13 protein-coding genes and 1 tRNA gene are annotated in these 16,735 nt (G+C 68.3%); 13 read left to right on the top strand and 1 reads right to left on the bottom strand.

The features are described 5' to 3' along the window. Positions 1-23: 23 nt before the first annotated feature. The 3 genes from QME70_11475 (at position 24) to pyk (ending at position 3,180) form a co-directional block, all read left to right on the top strand. Positions 24-269: a glutamate decarboxylase gene (locus tag QME70_11475; protein ID MDI6895195.1), complete on the top strand. Its 246-nt coding sequence runs from the start codon at positions 24-26 to the stop codon at positions 267-269. 56 nt (positions 270-325) lie between these two features. Continuing rightward, positions 326-1,285, top strand: a complete 960-nt coding sequence (pfkA, locus tag QME70_11470) for a 6-phosphofructokinase (protein MDI6895194.1) — start codon at positions 326-328, stop codon at positions 1,283-1,285. 86 nt (positions 1,286-1,371) lie between these two features. Further along, on the top strand, positions 1,372-3,180 hold the full coding sequence (gene pyk / locus QME70_11465) for a pyruvate kinase (GenBank protein ID MDI6895193.1): 1,809 nt from the start codon (positions 1,372-1,374) through the stop codon (positions 3,178-3,180). A 465-nt stretch (positions 3,181-3,645) separates the two neighbouring features. On the opposite strand, the gene QME70_11460 is transcribed toward pyk, so the two are convergent. Beyond that, positions 3,646-3,733, bottom strand: a tRNA-Leu gene (locus QME70_11460). A gap of 268 nt (positions 3,734-4,001) precedes the next feature. Here QME70_11460 and QME70_11455 point away from each other — a divergent pair. From QME70_11455 to QME70_11410, 10 genes are all read left to right on the top strand, one after another. After that, a complete protein-coding gene (locus tag QME70_11455) occupies positions 4,002-4,697 on the top strand; it encodes a L,D-transpeptidase (protein MDI6895192.1) in 696 nt (231 codons plus the stop codon). Positions 4,698-4,713: 16 nt separating this feature from the next. Next, complete coding sequence (locus tag QME70_11450) at positions 4,714-5,349, top strand: sigma-70 family RNA polymerase sigma factor (protein ID MDI6895191.1); 636 nt, start codon at positions 4,714-4,716, stop codon at positions 5,347-5,349. Continuing rightward, positions 5,346-6,608 (top strand): DUF4349 domain-containing protein, encoded by a 1,263-nt coding sequence (locus QME70_11445; GenBank protein ID MDI6895190.1) that lies wholly within the window; start codon positions 5,346-5,348, stop codon positions 6,606-6,608. The genes QME70_11450 and QME70_11445 overlap by 4 nt, the downstream gene beginning before the upstream one ends. Before the next feature lie 135 nt (positions 6,609-6,743). Further along, positions 6,744-9,605 carry a DNA polymerase I gene (gene polA / locus QME70_11440; GenBank protein ID MDI6895189.1) on the top strand — a complete coding sequence of 954 codons (2,862 nt, stop codon included), beginning with the start codon at positions 6,744-6,746 and terminating at the stop codon, positions 9,603-9,605. A gap of 4 nt (positions 9,606-9,609) precedes the next feature. Beyond that, a complete protein-coding gene (gene mutM / locus QME70_11435; protein ID MDI6895188.1) occupies positions 9,610-10,425 on the top strand; it encodes a bifunctional DNA-formamidopyrimidine glycosylase/DNA-(apurinic or apyrimidinic site) lyase in 816 nt (271 codons plus the stop codon). A gap of 16 nt (positions 10,426-10,441) precedes the next feature. Continuing rightward, positions 10,442-12,061, top strand: coding sequence for a peptide ABC transporter substrate-binding protein (locus QME70_11430; GenBank protein ID MDI6895187.1), 1,620 nt, complete (start codon positions 10,442-10,444; stop codon positions 12,059-12,061). Between the two features lie 54 nt (positions 12,062-12,115). Then, entirely contained in the window at positions 12,116-12,712 is a 597-nt protein-coding gene (coaE, locus tag QME70_11425; GenBank protein MDI6895186.1) for a dephospho-CoA kinase, read from the top strand. 172 nt (positions 12,713-12,884) lie between these two features. Continuing rightward, the gene (locus tag QME70_11420; protein MDI6895185.1) at positions 12,885-14,420 is read left to right on the top strand and encodes a GspE/PulE family protein; all 1,536 of its coding nucleotides are present in this window, start codon (positions 12,885-12,887) and stop codon (positions 14,418-14,420) included. Positions 14,421-14,438: 18 nt separating this feature from the next. Continuing rightward, entirely contained in the window at positions 14,439-15,494 is a 1,056-nt protein-coding gene (locus tag QME70_11415) for a type IV pilus twitching motility protein PilT (protein ID MDI6895184.1), read from the top strand. After that, a complete protein-coding gene (locus QME70_11410) occupies positions 15,475-16,692 on the top strand; it encodes a type II secretion system F family protein (GenBank protein MDI6895183.1) in 1,218 nt (405 codons plus the stop codon). The genes QME70_11415 and QME70_11410 overlap by 20 nt, the downstream gene beginning before the upstream one ends. Positions 16,693-16,735 lie beyond the last annotated feature (43 nt).

Below are 16,735 nucleotides of genomic sequence, written 5' to 3'. Positions count from 1 at the left end.
GGGCCGGAGAGCCGGGAGGTATCATGGGCGGGAGCAAGACGGCGACCGGGGTCTGGAAGGTGGTGTATGTCGCTCCCCACCATTCGGTGGCAGAGGCTGCCCGGGAGGCGCTGGTTCGGGAGGGATTCTACGTCCTGCTCCGCCCCGTGCAGGCGGTGGCGGGACCCTCGCCCATTGAGGTCCTGGTGCCCAGGAGCGAGGCCGTCGAGGCCACGCGGATTTTGCAGGTGGTCCTGGGCAGAATCTATGGCTGTGACGACGCCTGGTGAGGTTGCGCAGGCGGCGGCAATGTGGGCATGGGTCGAGGCCTGGTGAGGTTGCGGCAGTGGGTAGAGTCGGCGTCCTGACCAGCGGTGGCGACGCTCCGGGGATGAATGCGGCCCTGCGGGCAGTGGTCCGGCAGGCGGTAGCTTCCGGGAGCGAGGCAACCGGCATCGAGCATGGGTTCGCGGGTTTGCTTTCGGGCGGGTTCCGGCCCCTGCCCCTGGGGGCGGTGGGAGGGATCCTGCACCGGGGCGGCACCGTGCTTTTCACGGCCAGATGCGAGGAGTTCAAGCAGCGCCCGGCTCAGGAGAAGGCCATCGCGCATCTCCGGGCAGCCGGGATCGACGGGCTGGTGGTGATAGGGGGGGACGGGTCTTTCCGGGGAGCCCAGGCGCTGCACGAGCTGGGTTTCCCCGTGGTGGGGGTTCCCGCCACCATCGACGACGACATCCCCTTTACCGAGCATGCCATCGGGTTCGACACCGCGGTCAACACCGCGGTCTGGGCCATCGACCGCATCCGCGATACCGCCACCTCCCACGAGCGCATCTTCCTCATCGAGGTGATGGGCCGGGATACGGGCCATCTCGCCCTGGCGGTGGGCCTGGCGGCGGGGGCGGAATCGGTGGTGGTGCCCGAGTTCCCCGAGCCCATCGAGGAGATATGCGCCCGCGTGCTCCGCGGCCGCAACCGCGGCAAGAAGCACGATCTCATCGTGGTGGCGGAAGGGGCGGGCAGCGCCTACGACGTGGCCCGCGAAGTACAGTCCCGTACTGGCATGGAGACCCGGGTCACCGTGCTCGGACACATCCAGCGGGGGGGATCGCCCACCGCGTATGACCGCACGCTGGCCAGCCGCCTGGGCGCGGCGGCAGCCGAAGCCTTGCGGCAGGGGATGAGCGGGGTCATGGCGGGAATCGAGGGTGGTGAGGTCAGGTTCACGCCCTTCCCCCAGGTGCTTTCGGGGCGGAGGGCCCTCGACCGCCAGCTGTGGGAGCTTACCCACGTCCTCGCCATCTGACCTGTTCCCCCCAGGCCCCGCCGACGCCAGGCCTCGGGGTTCGGGGTGGACCGAGGACGAGGAGAGATGAGAGGTGAAGGACGACCATGAGCGGGAGATGGCGCCGCACCAAGGTGGTGGCCACCCTGGGGCCGTCGTCTTCGGACGGCGAGGTGCTGCGGGCCATGGTGCGGGCCGGCCTGAATGTGGCCCGCCTGAACATGTCCCACGGGCGGCTGGAGGAGCACCAGGCCCGGCTGGAGACCCTGCGCCGGGTGTGCCGCGAGGAGAAGGCCACCCTGGGTGTCCTGGTCGACCTGCGCGGCCCCGAGGTGCGCGTGGGTCCCATCCTCGGAGGCTCGGTGCTGCTGGACAGGGGCGCCAGGTTCTCCCTCACCACGGCCTCGACGTCCGCGGGCACGGTCGAAGACCTCCCGGGGGGCCACCGGGGTGGGGACACCCCTGTCGGGCGGGCGGCTGTCAACTATCGAGGGTTCGCCGGCGACGTCTCTCCCGGCCAGCTCCTGCTCCTGGACGATGGCAACATAGCTCTCGTCGTGGAAGGGGTGGCCGGCGACGAGGTGCGCTGCCGGGTGGAGCGCGGGGGCATCCTGGCCCAGGGGAAGAAGGTGGTGGTGCCGGGCGGCCTGCTCCGGTTGCCCGCCGTCTCCGATGCGGACCGGGAGGCCATCGCCTGGGGAGTCCGCCAGGAGGTGGATTTCTTCGCCTGCTCCTTCGTGCGCAGCGCTGGCGACGTGGTGGAGGTTCGCCGGGTGGCGGAGGAACTGGGCGGCGACCAGGAAATCGTGGCCAAGATCGAAACGCGCCAGGCCCTGCAGGATCTGGATGCCATCCTGAAGATCTCCGATGGGCTCATGGTGGCCCGGGGCGACCTGGGAGTGGAGATGCCGGCAGAGGAGGTTCCCCTGGTGCAGAAGGACCTCATCGCCCGCTGCAACCGGCTGGGCAAACCGGTCATCACCGCCACCCAGATGCTGGAGTCAATGGTGGAGCGACCCGTCGCCACCCGGGCCGAGGCGTCGGATGTGGCCAACGCCATCCTGGACGGCACGGACGCCGTGATGCTGTCGGCGGAAACGGCTACCGGCAAGTACCCGGTGGAGGCGGTGGCGTTCATGGCCCGCATCGCCGCCCGCACCGAAGAAGCTCTCCCCTACGACCGCATCCTGGCCGCCCGGGAGGGTGCTCCCCTGGAGGCGGTGACCGACGCCATCAGCCACGCCAGTTGCCGAGCCGCCCGCGACCTCGGGGCCGCCGCCATCATCACCCCCACCCAGTCGGGATACACGGCCCGCATGGTGGCCAAATACCGGCCGGCCTGCCCGGTGCTGGCCTTGAGCCCTCACGAGCGCGTGCGGCGGCGCCTGGCCCTGGTATGGGGCGTCCAGCCCCTGCCCGCCTCCCAGACCGCAGACCCCGAGGAGATGTTCTCCGAGGCCATCGCCACCTGCCTGGCGGCCGGATACATATCCCAGGGCGACCTGGTGGTGATCACGGCCGGCATTCCCGTGGGGGTGCCTGGCACCACCAACCTGCTGCGCGTCCACACCGTGGGGGAAATCCTCCTGCAGGGCCGCGGCGTCGGCTTCCGGGCGGGCTCCGGCCGCGTGTGCGCCGGCCGTTCCCTGGAGCAGATCCAGAGCCGCTTCCAGCCCGGCGATGTGCTGGTGGCGCCTGCCACCGACGCGGGCTACGTCCCCCTGCTGCGCCGGGCGTCAGCCCTGGTGGTCGAGGAGGGTGGCCTCAGTTCCCACGCCGCCATCTGTGCCCTGGAGTTGGATCTTCCCGCCGTGATCGGCGCCGAAGATGCCACCCGCAGGCTTGAGACCGGCGCCGTGGTCACCGTGGACGCCCGCCGCGGCCTTGTCTACCGCGGCCGCGCCCGCGTCCCCTGACTCCTCCCCTTGGCGCACGACCCCCCCGCGTCCCCTGACTCCCCCTGATCTCCGGCCCCCTAACGCTCGGTTCCACACCGTCAGCCAGTTGACCGTGCGGGGCCTTTCACTGTCAGTGAGCTGACCGTGTGGAGTTCTCCCCCGCCAGTCCTCGACCTCGCCCGGGTCCGGTCGCTCCGGACCGTTACCATAAGTGCGGTCACTTGCCAGTTATGTGACCAGCATTCCCCCTTGGCGAGGTGCCGGGGGGCATCAGTGTCACTCAGCTGACCGTGTGGGGGCCGATACTGTCAACTGGGTGACGGTGTGGGCCTCCGGTCATACGGAAGGGTGACCGGTACTTAAGTGATGCACAGGCCTGCAACATGTGATCAGGCGTGCAAGATGCCGTGCAGGAACTGGCGCATGTGGGCCCACAGGCGGGTCAATCCAGACCGCAATGTCGATGTCCCGGAAGGGGAGTACTGGTGCCGGAGGTGGGAATCGAACCCACACGGGGATTAACCCCATCCGCTTTTGAGGCGGACCCGTCTGCCTGTTCCAGCACTCCGGCCCAAGCCTATCTTAGCAAACCGTTCGTGCCCCTGCAACTCCATTGTAACGGTGCGTTTTGTGCGACGCCAGTTGAGCAAGTGCCGGGCACGGCGTCCGCCGGAGGAGAAGAGGCGGCGTTAGCGCGCATAGAGTGCTAGGGCGGGATGTGATCCTCCCTGGCACTCGTGTGGCTACGTCGGGTCGTCCTGACCCTGCTTGGAGTACTGCTGGCTGGCGTGTGCGGCTCTGGTGGTGGCACCGCGGTTGCGTGCGAGGAGGCGCAGGCGGTGGCGGGTACGATGCCGCACCCTGGGGGGGTGGGGGAGTTCCCTCGTGACTTCCTCATGCTGAATCTGCCCGCCATGCGCCTCCAGGTGTGGAGGGACGGGCTGCTGCGCGGTTGCTACCAGGTGGCGATAGGGAAGCCATCGCAGCCCACTCCCACGGGCATCTATCGGGTGGTGGCCAGGCGCATGCGTCCCACCTGGTATCCTCCCGAGGGGGGTCCTCCGGTACCGCCCGGACCGGATAACCCCCTGGGCTCGCGCTTCCTGGCCCTGAGCCTGCCCGGTTACGGCCTCCACGGCACCAACGCGCCGGCGTCCATCGGTCACGCGGTTTCCCGCGGATGTATCAGGCTGTCAGAGAGCGACGTGGCCCTGCTCTGGCGGTGGGCATATCAGGGAGTGCCGGTGCGAATAGTGTATGAGAGGTTGGTGGCCGATCCTGCCAGCTGGGGGACGGCGCTGATGGTGTGGCCGGACCCGTATGGCCGCATGAGGCCGGCTCCCCAGCGGGTGGCGAGCCTCTGCCCCTGGCCCGAAGAGGCGCTGCCCCTGGGTGAGGATGCCTTCGCCTGGGTGGAAGAAGGTCCGGTTCTCGTATGGGCGGCCGCCCCGGCCCGCGAGGAACCGGTTGTGCGCCTGCTGGACGAAGGTTCCTGGCTGGGAGGGAAAGGAGTTGGGCATGAGGTGTCGAACTAGGTTTCTGGCCCTTTGAATGGAGGGGGTCCCTCTGGACAGCTATGCCGAAGGCCTCCTTGAGCGGTGCAGGCGCGGCAACGTGGAGGCCTTCGAAGAGTTAATCGCGCCATACATGCAGAAGGTCTACAACCTTGCCCTCCGCCTCAGCCGCAATCCCGAAGACGCCAGTGACCTGGCCCAGGAGGCGCTGCTGCGCGCATTCGTCAGCCTGCGGGATTTCCGCGGGGAGTGTGCCTTCTCCACATGGCTGTATCGCATCACCTTCAATGTGTGCCGCGACGAGGCCAGGCGCCGTCGCCGCCATCCGGCCGTGTCTCTCGACGAACCCCTGGCCTCGGCGGAAGGGGAGAAGACCCCGCGGCAACTCGTTTCCACGGCGGGCGATCCTGTGGAAGAGGCGGAAGGCCGGGAAGTGCGTGAGGTCATCTGGGAGGGGATACGGTCCCTCAGCCCGGAGTTCCGCGCCGTGCTGGTGTTGCGGGATATCGAGGGTCTCGCTTACGAAGAGATCGCCGAAGCGCTGGACATATCTCTGGGCACGGTCAAATCGCGCCTGAACCGGGCCCGCAGCGCCCTGAAGGCAAGGTTTGCCTCCCAGGAACTTTTTTCGGGCCCGAACGTCAGAAGTGACAGAGGGAGGCCCGGTCGTTGAACTGCCAGCAGGCGCGTGAACTCCTGTCCCTGTGCGTAGATGGGGAACTCCCGGCGGCGGAGCGGGCAGATCTCGAGGAGCACCTGGACCAGTGCGAGGAATGCCGGTGCGAACTTGCAGAGCTGCAGGCGCTGGTGGACGCCCTGGGAGCGTTGCCCGAAGAGCCCCTTCCCGCGGGATTCGGGGAGAGCCTGCACGACAGCTTGACGCGACGGTCGTGGCGGCTGGTGCTGGCACCCAGACTGGGGCGCCTTTTGCCCGGTCCGGTTTCCTTCCCTCCCGCCTGGGCGCGTGCCCTGGCAGTGGCATGTCTGGTGGTGTTCCTGGGGTCCAGCCTGGTGACGCTGGCCGGCCTGGGTCGGGGCTGGTGGATGCCGGCGGCCAACCCCTTCCTGGCGCCCTCGCTGTTGTCTGGTGACCTCGGCCGTGCGTCTTCCCCCCAATGGGATCAAGGAGCGCAGGATCGCGTCCTCACCGGGACCGAGGTGGCCAGTAGCGATCGCAGCGCCGGGCTGAGCCAGGTCACCGGTCCGGCCGTGGCTCCCGATGTGCGGCCCCAGTCCGCGGGAGGCGGTGCCTGGGTGGCGGCCGGCCAGGTACAGGGGATGCAGGCCGCCCTGCAGGGCGAGATGGATCTGCAGGTGGTGGACATCGACCAGGCCGTGTCACGCCTCACCTCCCTGGCCGAGGAGGCGGCCGGCTACCTGCAGGACTCCACGGTGACGTCGCAGGACGGCAGGCGCCAGGCCGTGGTGGTGGTGCGGGTCCCGGGTGGCTCCCTGAGCGGGGTCATGGCCAAGGCCCGCGATCTGGGCCGGGTGCTGGGAGAGAAGGTGACCACCCGCAGCCTCACCCAGGATTGGGTGGACGCAGAGGCCCGCCTGCGCATCATGCGGGTGCAGGAGAAGGCCCTCAATGACCTGCTGGCCAACGCGCGCAACATCGACGAGGTGCTGCGCATCCAGTACGAGGTATACCGGTTGCAGGCCGACATTGAATCGCTGGAGTCGCGGATGAAGTATCTGCAGGAGGACCAGAACATGGCCGCCTTGCAGGTGGTCCTCCGCGAGGCAGGTATGGTGGCCACCCTGGGTCCCTGGCAGAGGGCGCAGGTGGCCTTCGTGGGGACGGTGCAGGCGATGGAGAGGCTGGGACAGGAGGCAATCGTATACGTAGCCCAGGCATTCCCGGTGCTGTTGCTGGGCGGCCTGGCCTGGCTGGTGTATGCCCGCTTCGGGCACGGACGCTGGCACCGTTAACATTTCCGGCATATGCGGGGCCGGGTGTATCGCACCCGGCCTTTTCTATTTGGTGGTATAGTGTAAGGGGCGTACGTGGTGCACATCGGGGGTGGGAGATGTGGCGGTTATTACTGTGCATGGGGGGCGGGAGCGGTGGCGCGGGACCGCGTGATCCTCATTGATGGTAACAGCCTGGCCCACCGGGCCTTCTGGGCGCTGCCCGACCTGAAGACGTCCGGCGGCGTGCCCACCAGTGCCATCCACGGCTTCCTGGCCATGATGCTGCGCCTGGTCCAGGGGGAGCGGCCTGGCTACCTGGCGGTGGCCTTCGACCGGGCCGAACCCACCTTCCGTCATGTCGAGTACGAGGGGTACAAGGCCCAGCGGGCCGGGAGTCCGGAGGAGTTCCGGATGCAGGTGCCCGTCCTCAAAGAAGTGCTCCTGTCTCTGGGAGTGCCCGTCTTCGAGAAAGAGGGTTACGAAGCGGACGACATCCTGGGGAAGCTGGCCCGCGAGGGTAGCCGCGCCGGGCTGGGGGTGCTCATCGTCACCGGCGATCGCGACGCCCTCCAGCTGGTCGATGAAGACGTGCACGTGGTTCTTACCCGCCGCGGCATCACCGACCTGGTACGGTATGACCGGGAAGCCATGGAGCGGGAATTCGGTATTACCCCAGCCCAGGTGCCCGACGTCAAGGGCCTGATGGGGGATGCCTCGGACAACATCCCCGGAGTGCCAGGGATCGGCGAGAAGATCGCGTATCGCCTCATCCGGCGCTGGGGCAGCCTGGATGCGGTTCTGGAACACGCCGGCGAGGTGGAGGAGAACCGGCGGGTGAGGGAGGCATTGCTCACTCATCGGGAGCAGGCCCTGCTCTCGCGGAAGCTGGCCACCATCGATGCGGATGTGCCACTGGAAGTCGACCTGGAGGCCTGCCGCTGGCGGCCGGCCGACCTGGAGCGCGCGGAGGAGCTGTTCCAGAGGCTCGAGTTGCGCAGCGTCTGGCAGAAACTGCTCGAGGTGCTGGACCGGGAAGGTTCGCCGGCCGGGGCGGGAGGTACTGTCTCGATCCCCGCCGGGGGGGGAGGAACTGTCTCGGTCCCCGCCGGGACGGGAGGCGCCGTGCCGGCGCCCGGCGGACAGGGAGGTGTTGAGCCGGAACAGGACCTTTCCCGCGGGCGGGAAGCGGTGGTTGGCGCCATGGGCGAGGGTCTGCCGGAGGCGGAGGCGGTGGCCTCCGCCAGGGAACTGGAAGAGGTCTGGCCGTCTTTCCTGGAGGCGTGCAGGCGGGGGACCCTGGGGGTCGCCGCCCACCTTGAGGGATCACCGGCGGTGCGTGCCAGCCTGGTGGGACTGGCGCTGGCGGCGCCCGGCCGGGTGCTGTATGTGCCCCTCGCGACCGGCGGGCAGGGGCTGTCCTGGGACGAGATCAGGGGGCAGTTGACCGGGCTGCTGGCAGACGAATCCGTACCCAAGAGCGGGCACGACCTGAAGTCGCTCCTGGTCTGGTTGCTGGGGAAGGGCGTCCGTCCACGGGGCATGACCTTCGACACCGCGCTGGCCGCCTACCTGCTCGATCCCACGCGATCGGCGTACCCCGTCACGCAGCTTGCCCACCAGTTCCTGGGCCGGAAGGTGCCGTCGCGGGAGGACGTGCTGGGCAAGGGCAAACAGGCAGCCTCATTCCGGTCCCTGGACGTGCGTACTGCCGCCTCTCTTCTGGGTGGAAAGGCTGCCTGCTGCCGGGACGTTATCACTCCCCTGCGAGCTGAGCTGGAAGCAGCCGGCCTCGGCCGCCTGATGGACGAGGTGGAGATGCCCCTGCTCCCTGTGCTGGCTGAGATGGAGCGGGTGGGTGTGCGGCTGGACCTCGAACGCGTGCGCGAGCTGGCCAACGACTTCGGGCGCCGCATCGAGGCCGTGGCCCGGGAGGTCCATCGCCTGGCGGGGTGCACGTTCAACATCAACTCCACCCAGCAGTTGCAGGAGGTCCTCTTCGACAAACTGGGGTTGCCGGCCAAACACCGTACCAAGACCGGGTATTCCACCAGCGCGGAGGCCCTGGAGGAGCTGCGCGCTGTCCACCCCGTGGTGGAGAAGATCCTGGAGCACCGCACCATGGTGAAGCTCAAGGGGACTTACCTCGACGGCATGCCCGCTTTGGTGAACCCGGCCACGGGACGGGTCCACACCACCTTCAACCAGGTGGTCACGGCCACTGGCCGGCTTTCCTCCAACGATCCCAACCTGCAGAACATCCCGGTGCGGGACGAGCTGGGCCGCCGCATCCGCCAGGTGTTCGTCCCCGAGGAGGGCTGGCTTCTCCTTTCGGGCGACTACTCCCAGATCGAGCTGCGGCTCCTCGCCCACGTGTCCGGTGACCCCGGCCTGGTGGAGGCGTTCCGGAACGGGGAGGACATCCACCGGCGTACCGCCTCGGAGGTTTTCGGGGTCCCTCTGGACGGAGTCACCGCCGAGATGCGGTCCCGGGCGAAGGCGGTCAACTTCGGGATCGTATACGGGATCAGTGACTTTGGCCTGGCCCAGCAGCTGGGCATCGGTCGCGGGGAAGCACGGGAGTACATCACCAGCTACTTCCTGCGCTACCCCGGGGTGCGCAGGTGGATCGACGAGGTGCTCGGGACGGCGCGCACGCAGGGATTCGTCACCACCCTGATGGGACGGCGGCGGCAGCTGCCCACCATACTGAGTCGCAATCCCCAGGAGCGGGGGTTCGCCGAGCGTACCGCCATCAATACCCCCCTGCAGGGGAGCGCGGCCGACATCATCAAGCTGGCCATGGTCAACCTGCACCGGGAACTCAGCAGGCGGGGCATGCGCGCGCGCATCATCCTGCAGGTCCACGACGAGCTCATCCTGGAGGCTCCCCGGCAGGAGCTGGACGATGCTGCCCGCCTGGTGCGGTCGTGTATGGAAAAGGTGATGGATCTGGCCGTGCCTCTGGTGGTGGATCTGAGCGCGGGTCCCACCTGGTACGACCTCTCGCCCCTGTGACGCCATGCCGGAGTTGCCCGAGGTGGAAACCATCCGGCGCACCCTCGAGCCCCACCTGCTCGGGCAGGTGGTGGGGCGGGTGGATCTGCTCACTCCTTCGGTGTGGCGGGGTGAGGAGCCCGGCGCCGCGGCCGGCCAGCGCATCACCGCCCTGGACAGGCGCGGCAAGCATCTCTTGATCTTCCTGGGCGACGCGCGGCCGATGGTGCTGCACACGCACCTGGGGATGACGGGCCGGCTCATCTTCGTGCCGCCCGGGGAACCGGGCCCTGGCCGGCACGTCCACGCCGTGTTCTCCCTGGACCGGGGGGACCTGTACTACCAGGATCAGCGCCGCTTCGGTTACCTGGAGCTGCTGGCGGCCGATGCCGTGGATGCCCATCCCCGGTTGCGGTTGGGGCCGGAGCCGCTGGACGGGGATTTCACGGCCACGGTGCTCGCCGGCATGCTTTCCGGGCGCAGGGCCCCGGTGAAGGCGGTGTTGCTCGACCAGCACATACTGGCCGGGGTCGGGAATATATACGCGGATGAGGCCCTGCACCGCGCCGGGGTGCATCCCCTGCGCCCGGCCGGGGAACTGAGCCGGGCCGAGGTGGGGGCCCTGAGGGATGCCCTGCAAGAGGTACTCGCGGAGGCCATCAGCGCCCGGGGAACCACCTTTTCCGACTACCGGGACGGCGATGGCCAGCCCGGTGAATTCGTGTTCCGGCTGCGGGTGTACGGGAGGGAAGGGGAGCCCTGCCCGCGCTGCGGCGCACCGGTGGCCAGGCAGCGGCTGGGCGGTCGCAGCACATGCTTTTGCCCCCGCTGCCAAAGATAGGGCCGGGAGGAATCACGTGGAGAGGTTCGATCCTCAAGCCCGCCCGGGACCGCCCGGCGGCGGGGGAGGCCGGCAGGGGATGCTGGCGCCGGCGGGCGCCGGCGGCCGGGCCGCAGTGTCATTGTACGTGGTGCTGCTCGCGCTGCTGCTCGTGCTCCCGGGAGTGGGGGCGGGGGGATGCCGGCGGCAACCGCGCGCCAGCGTGCCCACCACCCAGGTGCGGCAGGGAGGAACAGTGCGGGTGGCCCTGCCGGGCGAAGTGGCATCCCTGGATCCCCGGGAGGCGCGCACCCCGGCGGAGCGAATCATGGCGGGGTTGCTCTTCTCTGCCCTGGCGGGCGTGGACGGCCGGGGGGAGGTGTTCCCCGATCTGGCGGTGGGCTGGGCGGGAGGACGGGGCGGCGCCTACTGGACGGTGCGGATTCGCCCCGATGCCGTGTGGCACGATGGGCAACAGGTGACGTCCGATGACGTGCTGTTCACCCTCCGTTCTCATCGGGATCCCCTTCCCGGGCTCACCTGGCAGAGGGTGGACAGCCGCACGGTGCGATTCTTCCTGAGCCATCCCGACGCCGGCTTCCCTTACTGGCTGGCTACGGTGCCCATCCTGCCTGCCCACCTGCTGACCGACGGGGCGGGTGCAGCCCACCAGCCGGTGGGAACGGGTCCCTTCCGCCTGGAGCCAGGGCAAGGGGGGACGGCGTCGCCAGGCGGGGAGCCGCGGGAGATAGCCTTGCTCCCCCACCTCCGGTATCACCGGGGGCGGCCTCATCTCGACGGTCTGGTGGTGCGCATCTATCCCTCCCTGGCGGAGGCCAGCCGCGCTGTCCTGCGCGGAGAAGTCGATTTCGGGCCCGTGCTCCCCGGCGATGCGGAGCGAGCGCGGGCCGCGGGATGGCGGGTGATCGAGACCCATCAGTCTTTCTACATAGCCCTGGCTTTCAACTGCCAGCGCGTCCCGGCCGACCTGCGCCGGGCTATTGTCCACGCCATCGACCGCCCTACGCTCGCGTCAACCCTGGGCGTGCGTGAGGTCCCCCACCCCCTGCCGCTCATCTCCTGGGCATATCCCCCCGAGGTGGCGTGGGGGACGTACGACCCGGGTGCGGCCGGCAGGCTGGTCCAGAAGCTGGGGGAACCCCCTTCTCTCGACCTGATGGTGCCACGAGACGATCCCCTGCGGGCTCGGGCCGCCCGGCTCGTCTCTGCGTATATGGGGACGGTGGGCGTACGCGCCACGGTGCGGGAGGAAGACCCGGACGCTTTCGTGGCCCGGCTGCTTCCGCCCTTCGAATACGACCTGGCACTGATCCCCGAACCCTTCCCCGCCAATCCAGACCTTACCCCCCTCCTGCATTCGGGGCAGATTCCCGCGGGAGGGAGGGGTGGGAACGTGTTCACCTACCGCCAGCCCGCCCTGGATGCGCTCCTCGACCGGCTGCGGCAGGAGCTGGACCCCGCCACGAGGAAATCCCTGGTCCAGCAGGTGACGGACCTGGTGTGCCGGGAGGTGCCCCTCTTGCCTTTGTGGACGGAGAGGGTGTTCCTGGCCGTGAGACCGGGGCTGACGGGTCCGGTGGCGTCGCCCTACGGCTGGTGCTGGAACGTCCACGACTGGTGGTGGCAATCCCCCTAACCGGCGCCTGCTGGTGCGCGCCGATCGTGGGATGGAGGGAGTGCGGCGTTGCTGGTGATAGGGCTGACGGGCGGGATTGCCTGCGGCAAGAGCACGGTGGCGGCCATCCTGCGCGATCTGGGTGCCCGGGTGGTGGACGCCGACGAGGTAGCGCGGGAGGTGCTGGCGCCGGGGAGCCCGGTGCTCGCGCGGGTGGCAGAGCGGTTCGGGCGTGAGATCATGCGTGCGGACGGGTCGCTCGACCGCAAGCGCCTGGCGGACGTCGTCTTCAATGACCCGGAGGCTCTCGCCGACCTGAACGCCATCACCCATCCCCCCATCATCGAGATCATTCGCGGGTCCATTGAGCAGGCCCGGCGCCAGGGTGTGCGGGTTCTGGTGATAGACGCACCGTTGCTGCTGGAAGCTGGCATGCCGGGCATGGTGGACGAGGTGTGGGTGGTGACCTGCACCCCCAGGCAGCAAGTTGAGCGCCTTTGCCGGCGCACCGGTATGTCCCCGCGGGAAGCGGAGGAGCGCGTGCGGGCGCAAATGCCCCTCGCGGAAAAGGCCCGCCTGGCCGACCGCGTCATCCCCAACGAAGGCTCTCCGGACGACCTGCGTGCCCGCGTCAGGCGTCTCTGGCAGGAACTCAACCGGAGCAGGATTTAGCGCTTGCAGAGCGAACGAGAAGTCGAAACCTGTAAAGGGGGCGGTTGGCATTCCACCCAGGCGCCTGGGGGAGATCCTGGTTGAATCAGGATGCATAAGTGCTCCCCAGCTCGAACAGGCCCTCGAACAGGCCCGGCAGTCGGGAACGAAACTGGGGGAAACACTGGTCAAAATGGGGGTGATCAGCGAGGAGGAGCTGGCCAGGTCCCTCGCCGAGCAGTTGGGATTCCGCTTTTCTTCCACGGTCAACCCGGAGCGCGAGGTAGTGAAGCTCGTCCCCGAGCAGGTGGCCAGGCGGCACCGGGTGCTTCCTCTGGCCCGGCGAGGAAAGGTCCTGGAACTGGCCATGGCCAACCCCCTGGACTTACTTGCTCAGGAGGACGTGGGCCTGCTCACGGGGCTCACCGTACAGCCGGTGGTGGTGCCCGGTCGGGCGCTGGAGGATGCCCTCCGGCGCGTGTACCAGATGGGACTCCTGGAGGAAACCCTGGCCCCCGAGGAACCTCAGGAGATCGAGATCTTCAGGCTGCGAGAGCTCGTGGAGCAGGCCCCTGTCGTCAGGCTGGTGACCGGTATCATCGAGCAGGCTCTTTCCGCGCGGGCATCCGACATCCACATCGAACCGCACGAACGCGGAGCTCGGGTGAGGTTCCGGGTGGACGGCATCCTGCGGGAGGCGCTGGATGTGCCCCGGGGGGCCCAGGCCCCCGCCATTTCCCGGGTCAAGCTGATGGCGGGCATGGATATCTCGGTAAGGCGGTTGCCGCAAGACGGGGCTTTTCGGGCTGAGTACCAGGGCCGGTCGGTGGACCTGCGCGTGGCCACATTGCCTACCGCGCACGGCGAGAAAGTGAGCATCAGGGTGCTGGACCGGGCTCAGGCCATCACCCGCCTGGAGGATCTGGGATTTCTGCCCGACGTTCAAGATGCCTACCGGGAAATCCTGCGCCAGGCCCGGGGCATGGTACTGGTCACCGGGCCCACCGGTTCGGGCAAGACCACCACCCTTCACGCCTCCCTGGTCTGGCTGAACGATCCCGGGCTGAACCTGGTAACCGTCGAGGACCCCGTGGAGTACCACATCCCCGGGGTCAGCCAGGTGCAGATCAACGAGAAGGCCGGCCTCACCTTTGCAGTGGCCCTGCGTGCCATCCTGCGGCAGGACCCGGACATCATCATGGTGGGTGAGATACGCGATCCCGAGACGGCAGAGATTGCCATACGGGCCGCCTTGACCGGGCACCTCGTCCTCAGCACCCTTCATACCGGCAGGGCCGCCCAAAGCGTGAGCCGATTGCTGGAGATGGGCCTGGAACCGTTCCTGGTGGCTTCGTCGTTGCGGGCCGTCCTGGCGCAACGGCTGGCCAGGCGCCTGTGTCCCCATTGTGCCCAGACCCACGTGCTCCCGGAGGATGCTCCCGAACGGGCTGCCCTAGCGCTGCCCCCCGGCCCGCTGGAGTTGAAGCGGACTTCCGGTTGCCCCCGCTGTGAGGGGCTGGGTTTTCAGGGGCGCGTGGGCATATTCGAACTGCTGCGCGTCGATCAGGGGGTGCGCGACCTCATCCTGGCCCGGCAGCCGGCGGTGGCTATCCACGAATACGCGGTGGGGGCAGGCATGCGTACCCTGGAACAGGATGCCATCGAAAAGGCGTTATTGGGCCAGATCTCGCTGGAAGAAGCCAGGCGGGTTGCGTTCGGAGGAGAGTGAGCGAATCTGTCCGTCACCATGCGCGATTTGCTCGGGAATGCTGTGCACCGGGGTGCCTCTGACCTGCATCTGGGTGTGGGTCTTCCTCCCGTGCTCCGGGTAGACGGGCGACTGGAACGCACCCCCCTGCCGGCAGTGAGTGCCGACCAGATGAACGAGTTCCTTCACGAGGTGACCACCCCCGATCAACGCGGGGATTTGGAGAGAGACGGCCAGGTCGACTTCTCGTACGGGGTGGCGGGCCTGGGCCGGTTCCGCATCAGCGTGTTCCGCCAGCGGGGGACCATAGCTTTCGCGGCCAGGGTCATCCCGACCGAGGTACCTTCCCTAGACGAACTGGGGATTCCCCCGGCCCTGGTGGTGGCGGCGTTTGCCCCCAAGGGCCTGGTTCTGGTGACCGGTCCGGCGGGGAGCGGCAAGTCGACCACCCTGGCAGCTCTCATAGACACCGTCAACCGCAATTCGGAGCGGCACATCATTACCCTGGAAGACCCCATTGAATACCTCCATCGCCACCGGCGCAGCGTGGTCCACCAGCGGGAGGTGGGTACCGATACCTCCAGCTTCGCCGCCGGGCTGCGGTCGGCTTTGCGCCAGGACCCGGATGTGGTTATGATCGGGGAAATGCGCGACCTGGAGACCATGGCCACTGCCATCACAGCGGCGGAAACGGGACACCTGGTCATGGCCACGCTGCACACCATCGATGCCGCGCAGACGGTGGCGCGCATCGTGGACGCCTTTCCGGCCGGCCAGCAGAACCAGGTGCGCGTTCAGCTCGCCGGGGCGCTGGTGGCGGTGGCGGCGCAGCAGTTGATCCCGCGGGCGGACGGGCAGGGACGGGTGGCGGCGTTCGAGCTGCTGCTGTGCACTCCGGCTGCCGCCAATCTGATCCGCGAAGGCAAGCTCCACCAGTTAGGAACGGTGCTGGAGACGGGGAGCGCGCTCGGTATGGTCACCATGCGCCAGTCCCTCCAGCGCCTTCGCGATACCGGGCTGATTTCCGAAGAGGAATGCGTCCGGCGGGTGAAGCTGGCGGGCGGGGGGGCGGGGTATGCCGGCCTGGCTGTATAGGGCACGAGACCAGGACGGGCGCGTGGCCCGGGGACGCCTGGAGGCGCCTGACCGCCAGGCCGCCCTGGCCCAGTTGAGGTCTCGGGGCCTGCTCGTGACAAACCTGGAGGTAGACCGGGATGTAGCCCGGGCTGTCCGGCGAGAACTGACGGTCCCCGGTCGGCCGTTGAGCCGAACCGAGCTCGCTCGCTTGTGCCGCCAGCTTGCCACTATGCTGGCGGCCGGCATCTCCCTCGTCACCTCTCTGCGCGTGCTCCAGCGCCAGAATCGGGGGACCCGCCTGGGCGCCGTGCTGGGGCGGGTCATCGCCAGGCTGGAGGCGGGCGATACCTTCAGCGCTTCCCTGTACGCCCAGGGGCGGGTGTTTCCGGAAGTCATTTCCAACATGGTGGCCGCGGGTGAGGTGGGGGGCAACCTGGAAGATGTGCTGAATCGACTGGCCGATCACTTTCAGCGCGAGGACGCCGCTATGGCCAAAGTCAAATCCTCCCTCACTTACCCTGCCCTCGTGCTGGTCGTGGCCTGTGCGGCGGTGCTTTTCCTGATGTTCTTCGTGGTCCCCAGGTTCCTTTCCCTGTTCGAAACGCTGGGGGCGCCGCTTCCGCTGCCCACGCGGGTGCTGGCCTGGCTGAGCTTCTTCTTGCGGCGCTTCTGGTACGTGGTGGCACTCGGCATCGCCACCCTGGTGGTTGTCTGGCATCTTTTGCGGGGGCGGCGGGGAATGAGAGAGGGGTACGAGCGGTTCCTGCTCCGGCTGCCCATGATGGGCGATCTGCTGGTGGATCAAGCGTGGTCACGTACCGCCCGCACCCTGGCCGCCATGCTGGACGCCGGGGTTCCCCTCCCCGTCGCCCTGGCCGTGGCGCGCCGGGCCGCAGCCAACCTGGTATTGCGCGACGTCCTGGAACGGACTGAGACCAGTGTGCAGCAGGGAAGGGGCCTCTCCGGTGGTCTGGTTCCCGGGCCCTTCGTCCCTCCCATGGTGAGTCAGATGGTGGCGGTGGGCGAGGAAAGCGGCAACCTGGACCGCATGTTCGTAAGGGTGGCAGAGGCCTTCGAGACGGAAGCCGAGCGACTGTCGGCCCGCATGACAGCTTTGATTGAGCCAGTGGTCATCGTCCTGCTGGGAGTGGTGGTGGGTGGCATCATGATTTCCCTCTTCCTCCCCATGTTCTCCGTCCTGCGCTACGTGGGCTGAGGAACTCTGCGGGGACCGTTTCGCTCGGGGCGAAGGTGGGGCG

The sequence above is a fragment of the Bacillota bacterium genome, assembly GCA_030019365.1.
In the GTDB taxonomy this organism is placed as follows: Bacteria; Bacillota; Sulfobacillia; order JACIYH01; family JACIYH01; genus JACIYH01.
This window is presented reverse-complemented; position numbering and strand designations above follow the sequence as displayed.

Coding starts and splice junctions, on each gene's coding strand:
- mutM (MDI6895188.1), top strand. CDS start 9,610: ATGCCGGAGTTGCCCGAGGTGGAAACCATCCGGCGCACCCTCGAGCCC.
- QME70_11450 (MDI6895191.1), top strand. CDS start 4,714: ATGGAGGGGGTCCCTCTGGACAGCTATGCCGAAGGCCTCCTTGAGCGG.
- QME70_11415 (MDI6895184.1), top strand. CDS start 14,439: ATGCGCGATTTGCTCGGGAATGCTGTGCACCGGGGTGCCTCTGACCTG.
- QME70_11475 (MDI6895195.1), top strand. CDS start 24: ATGGGCGGGAGCAAGACGGCGACCGGGGTCTGGAAGGTGGTGTATGTC.
- QME70_11420 (MDI6895185.1), top strand. CDS start 12,885: ATGGGGGTGATCAGCGAGGAGGAGCTGGCCAGGTCCCTCGCCGAGCAG.
- QME70_11410 (MDI6895183.1), top strand. CDS start 15,475: ATGCCGGCCTGGCTGTATAGGGCACGAGACCAGGACGGGCGCGTGGCC.
- pyk (MDI6895193.1), top strand. CDS start 1,372: ATGAGCGGGAGATGGCGCCGCACCAAGGTGGTGGCCACCCTGGGGCCG.